The 18,156-nt window shown below is 67.3% G+C and carries 16 protein-coding genes; 8 read left to right on the top strand and 8 right to left on the bottom strand.

The genetic code is table 11. The annotated features are described in order from the left end of the window. Nucleotides 1-37: 37 nt before the first annotated feature. Nucleotides 38-1,027, bottom strand: coding sequence for an agmatine deiminase family protein (locus tag O9281_RS09890; RefSeq protein ID WP_298185122.1), 990 nt, complete (start codon nt 1,025-1,027; stop codon nt 38-40). Further along, a complete protein-coding gene (locus O9281_RS09885; RefSeq protein ID WP_298185120.1) occupies nt 1,027-2,688 on the bottom strand; it encodes a M28 family metallopeptidase in 1,662 nt (553 codons plus the stop codon). The genes O9281_RS09890 and O9281_RS09885 overlap by 1 nt, the downstream gene beginning before the upstream one ends. A gap of 77 nt (nt 2,689-2,765) precedes the next feature. On the opposite strand from O9281_RS09885, the gene O9281_RS09880 reads away from it, so the two are divergent. From O9281_RS09880 to O9281_RS09855, 6 genes are all read left to right on the top strand, one after another. Next, on the top strand, nt 2,766-5,477 hold the full coding sequence (locus tag O9281_RS09880) for a bifunctional [glutamine synthetase] adenylyltransferase/[glutamine synthetase]-adenylyl-L-tyrosine phosphorylase (RefSeq protein ID WP_298185573.1): 2,712 nt from the start codon (nt 2,766-2,768) through the stop codon (nt 5,475-5,477). After that, nucleotides 5,477-5,947 (top strand): peroxiredoxin, encoded by a 471-nt coding sequence (locus tag O9281_RS09875; RefSeq protein WP_298185119.1) that lies wholly within the window; start codon nt 5,477-5,479, stop codon nt 5,945-5,947. The genes O9281_RS09880 and O9281_RS09875 overlap by 1 nt, the downstream gene beginning before the upstream one ends. A 10-nt stretch (nt 5,948-5,957) precedes the next feature. Then, nucleotides 5,958-6,755 carry a ferritin-like domain-containing protein gene (locus tag O9281_RS09870; RefSeq protein ID WP_298185117.1) on the top strand — a complete coding sequence of 266 codons (798 nt, stop codon included), beginning with the start codon at nt 5,958-5,960 and terminating at the stop codon, nt 6,753-6,755. Nucleotides 6,756-6,900: 145 nt separating this feature from the next. Continuing rightward, entirely contained in the window at nt 6,901-7,596 is a 696-nt protein-coding gene (locus O9281_RS09865) for a M23 family metallopeptidase (protein WP_298185114.1), read from the top strand. 127 nt (nt 7,597-7,723) lie between these two features. Further along, a complete protein-coding gene (locus O9281_RS09860) occupies nt 7,724-9,274 on the top strand; it encodes an acyl-CoA synthetase (RefSeq protein WP_298185112.1) in 1,551 nt (516 codons plus the stop codon). 4 nt (nt 9,275-9,278) lie between these two features. Further along, entirely contained in the window at nt 9,279-10,595 is a 1,317-nt protein-coding gene (locus O9281_RS09855; RefSeq protein ID WP_298185109.1) for a cytochrome P450, read from the top strand. Nucleotides 10,596-10,602: 7 nt separating this feature from the next. On the opposite strand, the gene O9281_RS09850 is transcribed toward O9281_RS09855, so the two are convergent. From O9281_RS09850 to O9281_RS09840, 3 genes are all read right to left on the bottom strand, one after another. Beyond that, on the bottom strand, nt 10,603-11,046 hold the full coding sequence (locus O9281_RS09850; RefSeq protein ID WP_298185106.1) for a hypothetical protein: 444 nt from the start codon (nt 11,044-11,046) through the stop codon (nt 10,603-10,605). A 326-nt stretch (nt 11,047-11,372) separates the two neighbouring features. Then, nucleotides 11,373-11,930 (bottom strand): pseudouridine synthase, encoded by a 558-nt coding sequence (locus tag O9281_RS09845; RefSeq protein WP_298185103.1) that lies wholly within the window; start codon nt 11,928-11,930, stop codon nt 11,373-11,375. An 82-nt stretch (nt 11,931-12,012) separates the two neighbouring features. Beyond that, complete coding sequence (locus O9281_RS09840; RefSeq protein ID WP_298185100.1) at nt 12,013-12,915, bottom strand: carbon-nitrogen hydrolase family protein; 903 nt, start codon at nt 12,913-12,915, stop codon at nt 12,013-12,015. A 209-nt stretch (nt 12,916-13,124) separates the two neighbouring features. Between O9281_RS09840 and O9281_RS09835 the strand changes: the two genes are divergently transcribed. Then, the gene (locus O9281_RS09835) at nt 13,125-14,954 is read left to right on the top strand and encodes a DUF885 family protein (protein WP_298185098.1); all 1,830 of its coding nucleotides are present in this window, start codon (nt 13,125-13,127) and stop codon (nt 14,952-14,954) included. A gap of 19 nt (nt 14,955-14,973) precedes the next feature. After that, complete coding sequence (locus O9281_RS09830) at nt 14,974-15,807, top strand: alpha/beta hydrolase fold domain-containing protein (protein ID WP_298185096.1); 834 nt, start codon at nt 14,974-14,976, stop codon at nt 15,805-15,807. 32 nt (nt 15,808-15,839) lie between these two features. Here the strand turns inward: O9281_RS09830 and O9281_RS09825 are convergent, their stop codons facing one another. The 3 genes from O9281_RS09825 to O9281_RS09815 are packed head-to-tail and all read right to left on the bottom strand — an operon-like array spanning nt 15,840 to nt 18,088. Then, complete coding sequence (locus tag O9281_RS09825; protein WP_298185093.1) at nt 15,840-16,706, bottom strand: alpha/beta fold hydrolase; 867 nt, start codon at nt 16,704-16,706, stop codon at nt 15,840-15,842. A gap of 6 nt (nt 16,707-16,712) precedes the next feature. Next, complete coding sequence (locus O9281_RS09820) at nt 16,713-17,192, bottom strand: 2,4'-dihydroxyacetophenone dioxygenase family protein (protein WP_298185091.1); 480 nt, start codon at nt 17,190-17,192, stop codon at nt 16,713-16,715. A gap of 47 nt (nt 17,193-17,239) precedes the next feature. Continuing rightward, nucleotides 17,240-18,088: a TauD/TfdA family dioxygenase gene (locus O9281_RS09815; protein ID WP_298185088.1), complete on the bottom strand. Its 849-nt coding sequence runs from the start codon at nt 18,086-18,088 to the stop codon at nt 17,240-17,242. Nucleotides 18,089-18,156: the final 68 nt, after the last annotated feature.

The following is an 18,156-nucleotide window of genomic DNA, read 5'->3' as shown; positions in this document are numbered from 1 at the left end:
AGCTCAGCACGAACGGGGCAGGTGAGGTTGATTTCAATCAGAACCGGGGCATCTGCTGGCTGGCGCAGTGGAACGAGCCGCCACCCGCCAGCACGGCATCGGCCAGCACGCCAACCACGGCACGATCCGGGAACAGCGCCTGGATCGCCGCGACGCCGTCCTCGTCATGGCGGGTACCATAGGTCGGGACGACCACGACATTGCTGGTCACGGCAAAGTTCATGTAGCTCGCCGGTTCGATCCGCCCGCCCTCGCTCTCCACGCGGCCGGGCGACGGCACTTCGGCCACCTTGAGGCCAAAGGCTTCGGCCCGCACCTTTGCGTCGGCATAGATCGCCGCGTTCGGGTCATCCGCCCCGGTAGCGCGCGGCACGGCCAGTACGCCCGGCGCCACGAACCGCGCGAGGTTATCGACATGGCCGTCGGTGTGATCGTTGATCAGCCCATCGCCCAGCCACAGCACCCGGGTGAAGCCCAGGTCGCGGGCCAGCCGCGCCTCGAGATCGGCGCGCGACAAGGCAGGGTTGCGGTTGGGGTTCAAGAGGCACTGCTCGGTCGTGGCGACAAGGCCCGTGCCATCGCAATCGAGCGCGCCACCTTCCAGCACCCAGTCGGCACCGGCCACCGGCAACCCGGCGCTTTCCGCCAGTTCCGCGCCGATTTCCTGATCGCCCTCCATCAGGTACTTGCCGCCCCAGCCATTGAAGCCGAACCGCTGGCCGAGCGGCTGGCCATCGCGCTGCACCACCAGCGGCCCGGTATCGCGCAGCCAGACATCGCCATAGCGCCGCACTTCGAGCTTCACCGCCGCGCTGCACAGCGCCGCCGCCCGCGCCCGGTTCGCCTCGTCGCGGACGATCAGCCGCACTTCCTGGCCGCTCTCGGCCACGACATTGGCAAACTGCGCGATCTGCTCCTGCGCGCGCTCAAGAAAGCCCGGCCATTCGACCGGATCGTGCGGAAAGCCGATCCAGATCCAGTCCTGCGGGTGCCATTCGGGCGGCATCCAGACGGACGGCTGGTCCATCACTTGGCGCCCTTCCTGCTGGCATCGCGCACGGCGCGGAACTCGTCGGTCGGGTGCCAGTTCGGCCAATCCTTGCCCATCGCCAGGCTGCGGCCGAGGCGGAAGAACAGTTCGCCGTCCTGCAGGATGCCCGACCAGTCCCACTTGCCGTCGTACTCGTCCTTGGGGCCGTGATAGGCTGCCACGTTATAGCGCTCGGCCGCCGCTTCCCCGGCCGCCTTGCCGCCCTGCACCCAGTCGTTGCCGCGCGCCACGTTGAACATCGGCACCCCGCGCTTGGCGAAGCTGAAGTGGTCCGAGCGATAGTAATAGCCCTTCTCGACATCGCTCTCGGGTGCCTGGACCAGCCCCATCGCCCTGGTCGCGGCAGCGAGGTAGCGGGTCAGCTCGCTCTTGTCGCCGCCGACCACCTGGAAATCACGCGCCGCGCTGCCGGGCGAGATCGCGTCCATGTTCACCCCGCCCACGGTCCGGGCCAGCGGATAGACCGGGTTGGCGGCATAGTATTCGCTGCCCAGCAGGCCCGATTCCTCCAGCGTAACGGCCAGGAACACCTGACTGCGATCGGTCGGGCCGGCCTTCACATTGGCTTCGGCAATCGCGGCGAGCATGGCCGTGCCGGTGGCATTGTCGACCGCGCCGTTGCAGATGTCATCACCATCGGCCGCCGCCTTGCACCGCCCCAGGTGATCCCAGTGCGCGGTGTAGAGCACGTATTCGTCGGGCCGCTTCTTGCCCGGCAGGATCCCGATCACGTTCTTTGACATGGCCGTGCGCATGGTGTTGTCAAAGGCCAGGCTCGCCTTCAGCCCCAGCGGCACGGGCTTGAACCCGCGCGCCTTGGCGGCCTGGGTCAACCGGCCCAGGTCCTGTCCGGCGGCGGCCAGGATGCGTTCGGCCACACCCTTCTGCACCCAGCCGTTGGCCTCGGTCTGGTCCATGCCCTTGTTGGCGCGCTGGACGAAGTACTGCGGCCCGGTCCACGAGCTTTCGACCACGTTCCAGCCATAGGCCGCCGGGAAGGTGTCGTGGACGATCAGCGCGCCGCGTGCGCCCTGCCGGGCGGCTTCCTCGAACTTGTAGGTCCAGCGGCCGTAATAGGTCATCCGGCGGCCCTTGAAGATGCCGTCCTCGTTGGCGGCATCAAAATCCGGGTCGTTGACCAGGATCACCGCGATCTTGCCCTTCATGTCGACGCCGGCATAGTCGTTCCAGCCGAGTTCCGGGGCGTTGATGCCATAGCCGACGAAGACCAGCTCGGCGTCGGCAATCTCGGTCCGCCCGACGTGGCGATAGGAACCGGCGACGAAATCCTTGCCCGGCGCGAACAGCATCGTTCCGCCCGCCCCCCCGGTGACAGCCAGCCCCGCCACATTGGTCGCGGCGATTTCCACGGTCGGCACGTCCTGCGTCCATGAACCCTTGTTCCCGGGCTGAAGGCCCGCCGCCTTGAAGCACTCGATCAGGTAGGCCACGGTCTTGTCTTCGCCCGCTGTCCCCGGCGCGCGGCCCTCGAATGCATCGGACGACAGCGTCCGGACCATCTCCTCCAGCACCGGCTGGCTGAGCGGCACCGGCTGGACCGCCGGCACCGGCGCAGGCCTGGCGTGCAGGGCAGTCGGCACCGCCAGGGCGGCAAGCAGGAGCGGGCGCAGCTTCATGGGCGGTGTCACCTTTCGCAAGTTCTGGTCGGCCCGCCGATTGACAGAGCCGCGCCCCCTTCGCAAGCACGGGCATGATGAATGCCGACTGGACCTCAGCCCTGGCGCGCGCCCGTGCCCATGCCCCCTACCTGGCGCAGGGGCTGGAGCGGCTGCCGGCGCTGGCCGAACTGCTGGCGAGCGGCGATGGCGAAGCCGCGCTGGCCTCGGCCAAGGAAGCGGGTGAAGGCGCGCCCACCATCGGCTCTGCGCTGCGGCGCGAGAAGCAGGCACTGGCCCTTGCCCTCGCGGTGGGGGACCTGGCCGGAGCCTTCCCCCTGCTCCGCGTCACCGGCGAGCTTTCCGCCTTTGCCGACCGCGCGCTTGATGCTGCGATTGCCGAAGCGATCCGTCGCCGCGTCCCCGATGCGGAGCCGGCCGGGTTCCTCGCCCTCGCGCTCGGCAAACATGGCGCGCGCGAACTGAACTACAGCTCGGACATCGACCCCATCCTGCTTTACGACCCCACCCTGCTGCCCCGACGCGAACGCGACGAGCCGGGCGAGGCTGCCCAGCGCGTGGCGCGTAGCCTGATGGAACTGATGAGCCACGTCGATCACGAGGGCTATGTCTTCCGGGTCGACCTGCGGCTGCGCCCGGCCAGCGAGGTCAGCCCGCTGGCGATCCCGATCGATGCCGCGCTGACCCATTACGAAAGCTCGGCCCTCGCCTGGGAACGGGCCGCCTTCATCCGTGCGCGGGCCTGCGCCGGGGATATCGCGGCGGGGGAAGCCTTCCTTGCCGCGATCCGGCCCTTTGTCTGGCGCAAGAGCCTCGATTTCGGGGCGATTGCCGAAGTCGGTCGGCTGACCGGTCGGATCAGGGCCAACCATCATGGCCCCAAGGCGCCTGGCCCCGGCTTCGACCTGAAGAAGGGACGCGGCGGAATCCGCGAGGTCGAATTCTTCGCCCAGATTCACCAGCTGATCCACGGCGGCCGCAATCCCTCGATCCGCCTGCGCGGCACCCGGGCCAGCCTGGATGCCCTTGCCGCAGCCGGGATCATCGCAGGCGAAGACGCCGTGCTGCTTGGCGACAGCTATGACCGGCTGCGGGTGCTGGAGCACCGCTTGCAGATGGTAGCCGACCAGCAGACCCACAGTCTCCCGCTGGATCCGGCCGCGCTCGACAATGTCGCCCGGCTCGACGGTCTGGCCGATGGTGCGGCGCTGGTGGCGGAACTGGCCGGGATCACCGAGGCGGTCGGCCAGCGCTATGACCGGCTGGTGGCCGAACATGCCGGCGAAGAGACCAGCGTTGCCGTCTCCGCTCCGCGCAGTGGTGCCGCCCTGGCCGCCGAGATCGAACGACTGGGCTTTCCCGAACCCGAAGTGCTGGCCGCCCGGATCGAAGGCTGGCGCAGCGGCAAGCTCAGGGTGCTGCGCAGCGAGGCGGCCCGCGCCGCCTTCGATGCCGTCCAGCCGCGTCTGCTGGCTGCCTTTGCCGCCGCGCCCGAACCGCTCCACGCGCTGCTCAGGTGGGAGCAACTGCTCACCAACTTGCCCAGCGCGGTCAATCTGTTCCGGCTGCTCGAAGCCCGGCCTGGCCTGGCCGATCTGGTCGCGCGGGTGCTGTGCCTGGCCCCGCCGCTGGCCGACGCGCTGGCACAGCGAGCCGATCTGCTCGATCCGCTGATCGATGCCAGCGCCTTCGATCTGCCCGGAGAAGTGTTCGATCTTGTCGAAGTCATGGCTAGGGGCGAAGCTGACGATGATTACGAGGCGCTGCTCGGCCGGGTGCGGCGCAAGGTCGGCGAATTGCGCTTTGCGCTGGGCGTCCAATTGATCGAGGGCAGCACCGATCCGCTGGAAATTGCCGCCGCGCTTGCCCGCGTGGCCGAAGCCGCGCTGGCTGTGCTGGCCGCCGCCACAATTGCCGAATTCGAGCGCGTCCACGGCCGAGTGCCGGGCTGCGCCCTGGTTATCATGGGCCTCGGTCGGTTCGGCGGCGGGGCGCTGACCCATGCCTCGGACCTCGACATCGTGTTCCTGTTCAGCGGCGATCACGGCGCGGAATCCGATAGCGGCCGCCCGCTAGGGGCGACGCTCTACTTCAACCGTCTGGCCCAGCGGGTCAGCGCGGCACTGTCCGTTCCCACGGCCGAGGGCGCGCTTTACGAGGTCGATACCCGGCTGCGCCCGTCCGGCGCGCAGGGGCCACTCGCGGTCAGCCTCGATAGCTTCGCCCGCTACCAGCGCGAAAACGCCTGGACCTGGGAACACATGGCGCTGACCCGCGCCCGCCCGTTGTTCGGGCCAGGAACGGCGCAGGACGAACTGCGCACGATCGTCCGGGCCGAACTGACCCGCCCGCGCGATCCTGCCAAGCTGCGCGAGGATGTGCTGGCGATGCGCGCCGAAATGGCCCGCCACAAGCCCGCGAAAGGCCCGCTTGACGTGAAGCTGCTGCGCGGCGGGCTGGTCGACCTCGAATTCGTGATCCATTATCTCCAATTGCGCGAGGGGAGAGGGCTAACCCCCGCGCTGTCCGAAGCGCTGGTAGGGCTCGCCGATGCGGGCCTTGTCCCGTCTTCGCTGAGCGAGGCCTATCGCCTAATGGGCCGGTTGCTGGTAGCCGCGCGGCTGCTTGCGCCCGAAGGCCGGGAACCACCGCAGGCGGCGCGGGCAGTGCTCGCCCGGGCCTGCGGCTGCGCAGACTGGAACGGCTTGCTGGCGGCACTGGCCACGGCGCGACAGACGGTTGCGGCAACCTGGTCGGCCACCTTTGAACAGGAACTGGAGATCGATTGATGAGCACGATTGCCCCCGGCGCAAGCCTGCCCGACATTGCCCTGACCCGCCCCGATGGCAGCGCCGTGCGCCCGTCGGACTATGGCGGGCAGAAGCTGGTTCTGTTCTTCTATCCCAAGGATGATACCCCCGGCTGCACCACCGAAAACCTCGACTTCTCGGCGCTTTCCGCCGATTTCGCGGCGGCAGGGACGGCGCTGCTGGGGATCAGCAAGGACCCGCCGAAGAAGCACGAGAAGTTCATCGCCAAGCACGGCCTGACCGCCCCGCTTGCCAGCGATCCGGAAGACGGCGGCCTGTCGGACGCGCTGGGGTTCTGGACCGAAAAGTCGATGTATGGCCGCAGCTACATGGGCATGGTCCGCTCGACCGTGCTGGTCGGCGCCGATGGCAAGGTGGCGCAGGTGTGGAGCCCGGTGAAGGTCAAGGGCCACGCCGCCGAAGTGCTGGCCGCCGCCCAGGCACTCTGACCCCGCAGCCATGCCGTCCGTCGCCAGCGCGATCCGCGCCGCCCTGCTGACCGCCGATCCCACCGCCAAGGCCTTTGCCGCGCGCGGCGTCGCGCGGGACTGGGCGGCAGGGCGGCTGGACTTCGCCTTCGACTGCGCCATGCCCGATCGCCCGGCCAGGCCCGATCTGCCCGAGCTGCCGCCGCCGAATCGGATGCCCAAGCGCGGCAAGGGCGGGTCGGAGCGGGCCCGGATCGCGCTGTGGCATTCGCTGGCGCATATCGAATTCGTGGCAATCGACCTGGCGCTCGACATGGCGGGGCGATTCGGTGCGGCGATGGGTCGACAGTTCGTGTCGGACTTCCTCGCGGTCGCGGCGGACGAAGCGATGCATTTCGGTCTGCTGGCGCGGCGGCTGCGCAGCCTTGGCTCGTTCTATGGCGCGCTGCCGGCCCACGACGGGCTGTGGGATGCCGCCCATGCCACCCGCCACGATGTCGCCGCCCGACTCGCCGTCGTGCCGATGGTGCTCGAGGCGCGCGGGCTGGACGTGACGCCGCACACGCTCGAGCGGGTCCGGGCAGCCGGTGACGAAACCGGCGCGCGGGTCCTTGAACGAATCCTTGACGACGAAATCGCCCACGTTCGATTCGGCGCAACGCATTTCGGCGCAGTTGCGGCCGCCCGGGGCGAATCCGCAGAAATCCTATGGAAATCGCTCGTCGCCACGTATTTTCGCGGAGCTGTTAAGCCACCGTTCAACGACTCGGCGCGTCAGGCAGCCGGTTTACCGCGCTCTTTCTATGCAGGGGTTGCGGCCCCGGCCTGACCCGGCTTTAACCACCCCAACGAGACGGCGGGGGGTCCGACCATCTCACAAAATCGGGTTGCAGGCCGCCACGGCAGGCAATGAAAGACAGGGGTTCGGACGGGTTCCGGCAAGGAATTCCGCCCACGGGTGTTAGGGTTTGTAAGTGGTCGCCAACGTGTTTTTTGCCCAGGTTCGCAAGGTAATCGGCGCTCTCGCCGTGGTCGCGGGCCTCGGTCTTGCCACTCCGGCAGTCGCCAGCTCCAGCAGCGCCGCAGATATCGCCGCCCCGCTGCGTGAAGCCCAGGCCGCCAAGGCCGGCACGCGCGGCGATGATGAGTTCCGCCGCCTGTTCGCCAGCTGGAATGGCACCACCGCGGCTCCCGCCACCCGTACTCGCACCGTTTCGATCCCGTCGCGCATGCCGCTGGATGGCGCCTCGCTGACCAGCGGCTTCGGCATGCGCACCCACCCGGTGCTGGGCGGCCGCCGCGCGCACAAGGGAATTGACCTGGCTGCGCCGACTGGCACCCCGATCTATGCCAGCGCCGATGGCGTGGTGACCCGGGCTGATTGGTTCAGCGGCTATGGCCTGTTCATCTCGCTCGATCATGGCGCCTCGCTGGAGACCCGTTATGGCCATATGTCGCGCCTTAACGTGGCCGAGGGGCAGGAAGTGAAGAAGGGTGACCTGATCGGTTATGTCGGCTCGACCGGCCGCTCGACCGGTCCGCACCTCCACTATGAAGTCCGCATCGCCGGCATGGCGGTCAACCCGGTGCCCTACATGCAGGGCGACTCATGGCTCGGCACTCTGGCCGCGAATGACCGCGGCGTTTCGGCCAAGGGCGGCAGCAAGTAAGCCGCTGCCAATTGCCTAGAAAGCGAAGGCGACGGGCAACCGTCGCCTTTTTCTTTGCCCCCGTTTAATCGATCGGTTAAAAGCACCGGCGGATGGTCAGAACCCACCGTTGGAGAGCGATTCACCGATGCACCCCTATATCCACGCGCAGAACAATCCCGATCGCCCCGCCATCATCATGGCGGGCAGCGGAGAGACCATCACCTTTGCCGAGCTTGATCGCCGCTCGAACCAGGTGGCACAGTTGCTTCGCGCACGCGGGATACAGATCGGCGATACCGTGGCGCTGTGCATGGAGAACCATCCCTGGTTCTTCTGCCTGACCTGGGGCTTCCAGCGCGCGGGCGTGCACTATGTCGGCATCTCCAGCCGCCTGACCCCGCCGGAAATCGCCTATATACTCGAGGACAGCGGGGCGAAGCTGCTGTTCGGCTCGGCCTATCTGGCCCCGACGCTGGACGAGGTGGCCAAGCTTGCGCCGAATGTGCCACAGCTGCGCATGGACACGCCGGGCGAGCTTTCGGCCGAGGCGGCCCTTGCGGCCATGCCCGACACCCCGATTGCCGACCAGCGCGCCGGGGTGGACATGCTCTATTCCTCGGGCACCACTGGTCGCCCCAAGGGCGTGAAGATCCCGCTGCCCGAGGATCCGGCGATCGACCAGGCCAATGCGCTGGTTGGTCTCACCATGATGGCCTTCGGGATCAAGCCGGATTCGGTCTATCTATCGCCCGCCCCGCTTTATCACGCCGCGCCGCTGCGCTGGTCGATGACGATTCAGAAGCTGGGCGGCACGGTAGTGGTCATGGAGAAGTTCGATCCCGAGGCCGCGCTGGCCGCGATCGAGAAGTACAAGATCACCGACAGCCAGTTCGTGCCGACCCATTTCGTCCGCATGCTCAAGCTGCCGGAAGAGGTTCGCAGCAAGTACGACGTTTCCACCCTCAAGTGCGCGATCCACGCCGCCGCTCCCTGCCCCGTGCCGGTCAAGCGGGCGATGATCGACTGGTGGGGTCCGGTGATCTACGAATACTATGCCGGGACCGAGGGCAACGGGTTCACCTTCGTCACCAGCCAGGAATGGCTGACCAAGCCGGGTACGGTCGGCAAGGCGCTGACCGGGATCATCCGCGTTTGCGACGAGAACGGCGACGAATTGCCGCGCGGCACCGAAGGTCAGATCTTCTTCGAGCCGACCGAAGGCATGGTCCCCTTCGAGTATCACAACGACCCGCAAAAGACCGCCGATGCACGCAACAAGCATGGCTGGTCGAGCCTGGGCGATGTCGGCTACCAGGACGAGGACGGCTACCTGTTCCTGACCGACCGCAAGAGCTTCATGATCATCTCGGGCGGGGTGAACATCTACCCGCAGGAGATCGAGAACCTGCTGGTCACCCACCCCAAGGTGGCCGATGCCGCTGTGATCGGCGCGCCCGATCCGGAAATGGGCGAAAAGGTGGTCGCGGTGATCCAGCCGCTCGACATGAGCGAGGCTGGCGAAGCCCTGGCGGACGAAATCCGCGAGTACCTCTCGGGCCAGCTCAGCCGCGTGAAGATGCCGCGCCAGATCGACTTCCGCGAGCAGCTGCCGCGCGAACTGACCGGCAAGCTCTACAAGCGGCTGCTGCGCGATGAATACAAGGCGGCTTACGAAGCCGCGCAGGCGAAGGGCTGATCGCATGACCGGACCCGTGGCCAGCCCCGCCGATGCCCTGGCGGTGATCGATCCCAAGTCCTACGCCAACTGGACAACGGCGCTGGACCTGTTTGACCGGCTGCGGGCAGAAACGCCCGTAGTCCGGATCGAAAGCCCCAGCGACATCCCGGCTGGGCAACAGCACGAGCCGTTCTGGCTGGTCACCCGCTATGATGACGTGATGCGGATCAGCAAGGATAACGCGACCTTCCTGAACGCGCCGCGGCCGGTGGTCTTCACCAACAAGGCCGGTGAGGCCCTGGCCCGCGAGGTAACCGCCAAGCAGGGCGATGAAAGCCTCAACCTGGTTTCCTCGCTCGTCGCGCTCGATGCGCCCAAGCATCCCAAGCTGCGGCGGCTGACCCAGGACTGGTTCATGCCCAAGAACCTGCGCACACTGGAGGGCCGCATCCGCGAATTGGCCAAGGCCACGGTCGAGCGGTTCATTGCCGCCGGGCCGGAAGCGGATTTCGTCACGCACGTCGCCGCGCCTTACCCGCTGCACGTGGTGATGCAGATTCTCGGCGTGCCTGAAGAAGACGAGCCCAAGATGCTGTTCCTGACCCAGCAGATGTTCGGCGGGCAGGACGAAGACCTCAACAAAAGCGGCATGGCCGACCTGACGCCCGAGATGATCAGCCAGATCGTATTCGGCGCCGTGGCCGAGTTCGAGACCTATTTCGAAGGCCTCGCCGCCCAGCGTCGCGCCAACCCGACTGACGATGTCGCCACGATCCTGGCCACGGCCGAAGTCGATGGCCAGCCGCTCTCGGCGCGGGACCGGGCGGGTTACTACATCATCACCGCCAGCGCCGGGCACGATACCACCAGCGCCAGCACCGCTGGAGCCATGCTGGCCCTCGCGCAGGACCCGGAGCAGTTCGCCAAGGTCAAGGCCGACCGCAGCCTCTTGCCAAATATCGTCGAGGAGGCGATCCGGTGGACCACACCGGTGCAGCACTTCATGCGCATGGCGAACGAGGACGTGGAGCTATCGGGCGTCAAGATCGCCAAGGGCGACTGGCTGATGATCAACTATGTCGCGGCCAATCACGACCCCGAACAGTTTGACAACCCGCGCAAGTTCGACGTGACCCGCGACCAGACCCGCCACCTGGCCTTCGGCGCCGGTGCGCACCAGTGCCTGGGCCTGCACCTGGCTCGGCTGGAAATGCGGCTGCTGTTCGAAGCCCTGCTGGACCGGCTGGACAGCATCGAGCTGGCGGGTGAACCGCGCCGGGCGAAAAGCACTTTCGTGGGCGGGCTGAAGACCCTGCCGCTGCGCTTTACCGCCAGCTAGCGGCGGATCAGCCCCAGGCCTGCCAGGCGGCGTGCAGCAGCACGGCCCAGCCGACCAGGATCAGGGTCGAACTGACCGCGCCCAGGCCGGACGCGAACCGCTGGAGCGGGCCACCGGCCATGGCAAAGGCATCGATCCCGAAGGCGCGGAAGACATAGGGCAGCGGGTTGAGCCAGCCGCCAATGATGATCGCCCAGACCACCCATGGCGCGGGCGAAAGCGCAAAGGCCACGATCAGGCCGGCCGCCATCGCCTGCATCAGCCCCAGCATGATCCAGTCAAGATGGGCCGCGCCCAGCTGGCGGAAGTTCAGCCCCTTGGCCCATTTGCGACCCCAGGGCTGCATCGGCACGAGCATGCCCACACCGATCAGCGACGAAAAGAACAGCGAGGCCGATCCCGAAAAGACCAGCAGACGCGCAAACTCGGCCGAAACTTGTACCGTTTCCACAGCAGCCCTCCGCAACCGAATCGGTTGAGGCCTCGGCTTGCCTGTTGGATCGCGCGAAGGCCAGATAGGCAGCTCCGTCCGCGATGCACCGGTACAGGATAGGTCAGGCGGCGATCCGCTCCGGCAGCACTGCGGGGCTAACCCGGGGCTGAGCGAGGTCCGACTGAGGCGCAAGCGGGAGGGCTTGTGCGGCCGGCGGCAAGGGGTCTGGCGAAGCTGCGTAAGCCCCCCAGCCAGCGGGGATGCCGGGAACGGTGGCGAGCCAGCCGATCCAATCGAACTTGGGCTTTTCCTGGTCCATGCGCGATTGTTCGCACGGCTCTGTTTCAGGGGTGTGACGAGTCCACCTCGCGCCACTCTCCCGGCGCCAGACCGTCCAGCGTCCAGTCCCCCACGGCCCAGCGCACCAGCCGCAGCGTCGGGTGGCCGACGGCGGCGGTCATGCGGCGGACCTGGCGATTGCGCCCTTCGGTGATCGTCAGCCGCAGCCAGCAATCGGGGACCGACTTCCTGAACCGCACTGGCGGATCACGCGACCATAGCGCGGGCGGATCGATCCGTTCGGCCAGGGCGGGCCGGGTCAACCCGTCGTTCAGCCGAACGCCTGAACGCAGCGCCGCCAGCGCCTCTTCCCCCACCTCACCCTCAACCTGGACCAGGTAGGTCTTGGGCAGCTTGAACTTCGGATCGGCAATCCGCGCCTGCAGACGGCCATCGTCGGTCAGCAGCAGTAGCCCCTCGCTGTCGCGATCCAGTCGGCCAGCGGGATAGACCCCGGGCCGGTCGATATAGTCCGACAGCGTCGCCCGCCCCGATCCGGTCGTACCGGCATCGGTGAACTGCGACAGCACGTTCATCGGCTTGTTGAACAGGATCAGCGCCATGCCCACCCAGCCTGAAGCGCCATGGGATCAAGCGCAAGCGCGATCGGCGGAAAAGCGGCGGGTTGCTGCGGATAGGCCGGGATCAGGCCGGTGTGCCGAACACATCGGGCCGGGCATAGTGGCCCGTGATATCGAGATCGAAGCGCGCGCGCACCACGTCGGCCGGATCGACCTCGGCCACCACCAGGCCTTCCTCGCCATAGAGCGGACCAGCCAGCACTTCGCCCAGCGGGGAGACGATGCAGCTGCCGCCGCGCAGCATCGGCGCGTCCTCGGCCCGGTCGCGCAGCGTGACGGGCTGGCCCAGCGCCTCGGTCGCGGCGGGCTGGTACTGGCAGGCCGTGACCACGAAGCTGCGCAATTCATAGGCAATGTGGCGCATCGAGATATGCCACATGTCGCGATCGTCCACGGTCGGCGCGCACCACAGGGTCACGCCCTTGGCATGCAGCGACTGGCGCAGGCCGGGCATATAGTTTTCCCAGCAGATCGCCGCCCCGGCCAGTCCCGCCCGGGTCGACAGGGTTGGCAGCACCTTGCCATCGCCCTGCCCCCAGACCAGCCGTTCGGCCGCAGTGGGCATCAGCTTGCGATGGCGGGCGACCAGCTGGCCGTCATCCCCGATCAGCAGCGCGACACAATAAAGCGTGCCGCCGGCCCGCTCGATCGCGCCCACGACCATGGCCGTACCCGTCCGCCGGGCGAGGTCGCACAGCGCCGCCACTTCCGGCCCGTCAAGGTCGATCGCCTGTTCCCAATAGGCCAGGAACGCCTCGCGCCCCGGCTGGGTCCGATAGCCGACACGCGTACCGAAATCGGCCCCGCGCGGGTAACCGCCCAGCAGCGCCTCGGGCATGACCAGCAGGTCAAGCCGGGCCTCGGCAATCTCGGCCTCGCGCGCCAGGATCTGCGCCAGCGTGGCTGCGGTCCCTTCGGGGGATGAGCCGATCTGCAATGCGCCCAGCCGGGCCTTGGTAACGGTCATGGCTTTGGCTCGATCATGCTGGCTTCCCGAATTTTCGTGATCGTGCAGAGCGTTAGGTCCAGAGTCAAGCCGGTCACGCGCGGCCCCCGGCCTGGCGAAATCCCCCGGTGCGCTCGGCAATCAGATCGACGAATGACACTAAAGGCGGGCTTCACCCGGCGCAACCGGCACCCTATGGCACCACCCATTACAGGAGGATTTTCCCGACCATGCGCAAGCTTACCGCCAGCCTCGCCTTTGCCGCCCTGACGCTGACCGTGCCCACCGGTCTCGCCGCGCAATCGGCCCCGCCGCCGCTTTCGTCGATGGCCAATGCCGACGCTGCGCTCACCCGCTTCCTCGACGCGGAGTTTGCCGAATACCTCAAGACCCAGCCGCAGCTGGCCACGCGCCTCGGCAGCAAGGTCGGCGGGGACAAGTGGAACGACATCAGCGATGCCGCGGCCGAGGCCGAAGTCAACTGGCGGCGCGCCAGCGTGGTCCGGATGAAGGCGCAGTTCGACCGGACGAAGCTGTCCCCTGAAGCGCAGTTCAACTATGATATCTGGGCGCTGGAGGCCGATCGCGCCGCCCTGCGCAATGCCAACCGGCTGCAGCGCCCGCCGTTCTATTCGCGGCTCTATTCGCTGCACAGCCAGCTGCCGGACTTCCTGGTCAACACCCACAGCGTGGCCGACAAGGTCGATCTGCAGAACTACATCGCCCGGTTGCGCGGAATGCCGGCCGTGCTTGACCAGGCGATCGAGCGGACCCGCGCCAGCGAAGCCGCCGGGGTGCGTGTGCCGCGCTTCCAGCTGGAGACGATTATCGCGGGCAGTGCCCGGCTGACCAGCGGCGCGCCCTATGGCACCGGCGCCGATGCGGCGCTGTGGGCTGATGTCCAGGCCAAGACCGCTGCGCTGGTCAAGGCCCGCAAGCTGACCAGGGCCGAAGCCGACACCATGCTGGCCGAAGCCCGCGCCGCAATCCTTGACCTGAAGCCGGCCTATGACCGGGTGATCGACTGGGCCAAGGCCAGTCTTCCCACCGCGCCGAGCGACCGGGTTGGCGCGCTGACCCTGCCCGGCGGGGCCGAGTACTATGCCAACGAGCTGAAGCTCAACACCACGACCGACCTGACCGCCGATCAGATTCACGAGATCGGCCTCAAGGAAGTGGCCCGGATCGAGGCCGAGCAGGATGCCCTGGCCCGCCAGGCCGGGTTCAAGGACCGCCACGAATTCTACAACGATCGCGCCCGCCGCTTCCCGCCGCGCCCCTATGACGATGCCGCCCGGGCCGAATACCTGAAGACGGCGAACGATTTCGTCGCGCGCACCCGCACGCTGCTGCCCGGCTGGTTCGGCACCCTGCCCGCCTATGGCATCGAAGTGGTGCGCGAACCGGCCTTTTCCGAGGTTCCGGGCGGCGCGGCACACGCCTCTGCGCCCAGCCCCGACGGCAAGCGCCCGGCGCGGACCTATGTCCACCTGGTCGGCAACACCCCCGATCCGGCCGCGCTTTACACGCTGATGTGCCACGAGGCCGTCCCCGGCCACAACATGCAGGGCGATATCCAGGTGCGCCAGCAGGGCGGGCCGAAGTTCCGCGCGGTCACCGGCTATGTCGCCTTTGGCGAAGGCTGGGCGCTCTATGCCGAGGCGGTCTGCAAGGAAATGGGCGCCTATCCGGATGTGGCGGCCGACTTCTTCCGCCTCGATGCCGAACTGTTCCGCGCCGCGCGGCTGGTGGTCGATACCGGCATCCATGCCAAGGGCTGGACCGAACAGGGCGCCACCATTTACATGCACGTCACCGGCCGCCAGCCGCTGCAGCGCGCCCATTCCGAAGTGCGCCGCTACATCACGCTGCCCGGCCAGGCGACCGGCTACAAGATCGGCATGATCAAGATCATGGAGCTGCGCCAGCGGGCCGAGCAGAAGCTTGGCGCGAAGTTCGACATCAAGGGTTTCCACGACCTGCTGATTGCCTCGGGCAGCCAGCCGCTCTCGATCCTCGAACGGCGGGTGGATGAGTGGATCGCGGCGCGGGCCGGGTAAGGCGAAGGCCCCCTGTCCGGTGACCCAGGCCGACATCAGCACCGCCAACCAGTTCGAATATATCGACGGGCAGCTCCGCCCGTCGCAGGCCGCACTGTTTGAGCACTTCGCGGCAGAGAGCGAACTGGCCGTGCGCAGCGGGGAGCCGGCGCTGGACCTGGCCTATGGCCCGCACCCGCGCCAGACACTGGACCTGTTCCGCACGACCCAGCCGTGGCGCGGGGTCGTGGCCTATTTCCACGCCGGCTACTGGCAATCGCGCGACAAGAGCGGCTTCCGCTTCCTGGCCCCGCCGCTCGTGGCAGATGGCTTCGACGTGGCGGTGATCAACTATCCGCTCAGCCCCGAGCTGGGCGTGATGGCGATTGTCGCGGCAGCCGCCGCCGCGCTTCCCCTGCTGGCCGAACTGACCGATAGCGCCCCGCTGATCCTGGTCGGCCACTCGGCCGGCGCCCAGATCGCAGTGGAACTCGCCATGTCGAAACCGCCGGTCAGCGCCCCGATCGGCGGGATTGTGTCGATCAGCGGTGTGTTCGACCTGGAGCCGCTGCTCGACACGTCGGTCAACGCCAAGCTGGGGCTCGATCCGGCGACAGCGCGGGCGGCTTCACCGATCCACCGCGTGGTTTCCGGGGCGCCGCACACCCTGTTCGCGGTCGGCGCGCTGGAAACGCGGGCCTTTCAGGACCAGACTGCGCGTATGGCCGCTGCGTGGGCTGAGGCCGGGAATGGGGCGGTCCAGCTGACGGTTCCGGACGCCGATCACTTCTCGATCCTGACCGACCTCTGCCGCGAAGGCGGGGTGCTGCGCGAGGCGATCGCAACCTTCGACCTGCCTCCTTCGGCAAGCTGACGAGAGAGCCGCTCGCGATACCTGGGTCCGGCTCAGGCGGATAGGCCGCCAAGAAAGCGCAGCACTTCGCTGGCAACGAAGTCCGGTCTTTCCTCCGGAATCCAGTGGCCGCAGTTTTCGGCGACACCGCCCGTCACATCATTGGCCACCCGCGCCCAGCTTTCCAGCGCAGTCAGACCGCGCCCGCGCGTGGCCGGATCGCCGCCATAGATCAGCAGCGGCATGGCCAGCCGCTGCCCGCCCTCGCGAAAGGCGGTCACGGCGGCGATGTCCAGCGGCACGGCCCGGTAATAGTTGAAACCGGCGGTCATGGCTCCGGGCTGCGAATAGGCCCGGACATATTCGGCCTGGGCCTGCTCCGAAATCGCATCGGGGCTGGCGCCGGCGAAGCGGTAGAAGAAGCGCAGGTAGGCGTCCTCGCGCCCCTCGGTCAGGACTTCGGGCAGGCCAGGCATGGCATGAAAACCGAAGTGCCAGCGCCCGTGATGCTCGATCGGCCCGCCATCGCCCAGCACCGGGGCATCGAACACGGCCATGGCGCGTACCCGCTGCGGAAATTGCGCGGCCAGGAAGAAGGCCACCGGCCCGCCCCAGTCATGCGCGATGACGGCGAACCGGTCATGCCCCAAAGTGGTCATCAGTTCGGCCATGTCACGGGCGATGGTCGCCTTGTCATAGCCATCGATCGGCCGACTCGAATCCCCCAGGCCCGTCAGATCCGGGGTGATCACGCGATAGCCGGCATCGGCAAGCAGCGGGATCACGTCGCGCCACATGAACCACGTCTGCGGCCAGCCGTGGAGCAGCAGCAGCGGCGCGCCGTCAGCCGGCCCGGCGCTCACGCAGTGCAGCGTGGCGCGCGAGACCGGGACCATGGCATGTTCGAACCGCGCGGGCATGGCGGATCAGTTGCCCGACTGGCTGGTAACGTCGACCGGCTCAATCCCGACGGCGGTGCAGTAATCGGCATAGCGCTTCAGCATGGTGCGCCAGTTCTCGACCGCGATGATGTTGTCGTTCTCGTCAAGCAGGTTCCAGTCACCGACGATGATGTTGAGCGCGATCACCTCGGCCTCTGGCAAGGCGACCGGGGTATGCGACGAGGCCGCCGTTTCGAACACCATCGAACCCGGTCCGGCCACCCAGTCATGTTCGAGGTACCGCCAGCGCCCGGCCACCGTGTAGACGTGGACCGTGCCGGCATGATGGTGCTTGGGCAACGCCATCCCTGCCGGCAGCTTGAGTAGCGTGGTCCATTCGCCGTTGATCGGATTGATCTTGATCAGCTTCAGGAACACCTCGTCCGAATAGGGGGTGAAGGGGATCCACGGCAGGGCATCGACGTCGACCAGGGCGGTCCCGACAGAGTCGGCAAAGAAGGTCACTGGCATTCTCCCGGTTGTGTTGTGCTTTGGTCAGTTCGGATCGCCGGTCAGAACGGTCGGTCACCGATGATTGTCGCGCGGTTCATCCGGCGCACGCAGGGCGAATAGTCCATGACCGCATAGTGCTGGGTGCAGCGGTTATCCCAGATCGCCACGCTGTTCGGCGTCCAGCGCCAGCGCACCTGATATTCGGGGATCGCCGCCTGGCTGGTCAGGTAGCGCAGCAGTTCGCCCGAACCATTGGTGAAATCCTGCCCCACCCGCACCCGGCTCGCCGTGTGGTAATTGGTGAAGTGGGTGGTGAAGGCATTGACGAACAGCGACTTCTTGCCCGTGACCGGATGGGTGCGGACCACCGGATGCTCCGGATCGGGGAAGCGCTCCTTCATCGCCAGCCGCTCGTCGATCGGCTTGGCCGCCATGAAGCTGGCCTCCATCGAATGGCGGGCGCGCAGATCGGCGATCTCTTCCTTGATGTGATCGGGCAGGCGCTCATAGGCCAGTTCCATGTTGGCCCACATGGTGTCGCCCCCAACCGGCGGGCGCTCGACGCAGCGCAGCACCGCGCCCATCGGGGGAATCTCCCGCCAGGTGGCGTCGTTGTGCCAAGCATTCTCATAGCGTTCCGGCGGGCTTTCCGGGCTTTTCCAGATGTGGATGATGCCCGGCTCGCCATCGGCACTGTTGGCCAGCGGGTGATCTTCCAGATCGCCGAACTGGCGGGCAACCCCAGCGTGTTCGGCATCGGTCATGTCCTGATCGCGGAAGAACAGCACCTTGTACTGCAGCAGCAGCGCGTTGATCTCGCCGGCAAGGTCGGCATTGCGCCCGACCTCGGCCAACCGGATATCGCTGATTTCGGCGCCTAGCGCGCAGGTAAGCGGTTCAATCTTCATGGGGCCTCTCCCAAGCCTTCGTTCTGTGGGGCCACTTCTACCGCTCGACCCGGCCTCACTCGCTATCA

Source organism: Novosphingobium sp. (assembly GCF_027531025.1).
In the GTDB taxonomy this organism is placed as follows: domain Bacteria; phylum Pseudomonadota; class Alphaproteobacteria; order Sphingomonadales; family Sphingomonadaceae; genus Novosphingobium.
This window is presented reverse-complemented; position numbering and strand designations above follow the sequence as displayed.

Coding starts and splice junctions, on each gene's coding strand:
- O9281_RS09855 (WP_298185109.1), top strand. CDS start 9,279: ATGACCGGACCCGTGGCCAGCCCCGCCGATGCCCTGGCGGTGATCGAT.
- O9281_RS09885 (WP_298185120.1), bottom strand. CDS start 2,688: ATGAAGCTGCGCCCGCTCCTGCTTGCCGCCCTGGCGGTGCCGACTGCC.
- O9281_RS09835 (WP_298185098.1), top strand. CDS start 13,125: ATGCGCAAGCTTACCGCCAGCCTCGCCTTTGCCGCCCTGACGCTGACC.
- O9281_RS09845 (WP_298185103.1), bottom strand. CDS start 11,930: ATGGCGCTGATCCTGTTCAACAAGCCGATGAACGTGCTGTCGCAGTTC.
- O9281_RS09890 (WP_298185122.1), bottom strand. CDS start 1,027: ATGGACCAGCCGTCCGTCTGGATGCCGCCCGAATGGCACCCGCAGGAC.
- O9281_RS09880 (WP_298185573.1), top strand. CDS start 2,766: ATGAATGCCGACTGGACCTCAGCCCTGGCGCGCGCCCGTGCCCATGCC.
- O9281_RS09875 (WP_298185119.1), top strand. CDS start 5,477: ATGAGCACGATTGCCCCCGGCGCAAGCCTGCCCGACATTGCCCTGACC.
- O9281_RS09825 (WP_298185093.1), bottom strand. CDS start 16,706: ATGCCCGCGCGGTTCGAACATGCCATGGTCCCGGTCTCGCGCGCCACG.
- O9281_RS09840 (WP_298185100.1), bottom strand. CDS start 12,915: ATGACCGTTACCAAGGCCCGGCTGGGCGCATTGCAGATCGGCTCATCC.
- O9281_RS09860 (WP_298185112.1), top strand. CDS start 7,724: ATGCACCCCTATATCCACGCGCAGAACAATCCCGATCGCCCCGCCATC.
- O9281_RS09870 (WP_298185117.1), top strand. CDS start 5,958: ATGCCGTCCGTCGCCAGCGCGATCCGCGCCGCCCTGCTGACCGCCGAT.
- O9281_RS09815 (WP_298185088.1), bottom strand. CDS start 18,088: ATGAAGATTGAACCGCTTACCTGCGCGCTAGGCGCCGAAATCAGCGAT.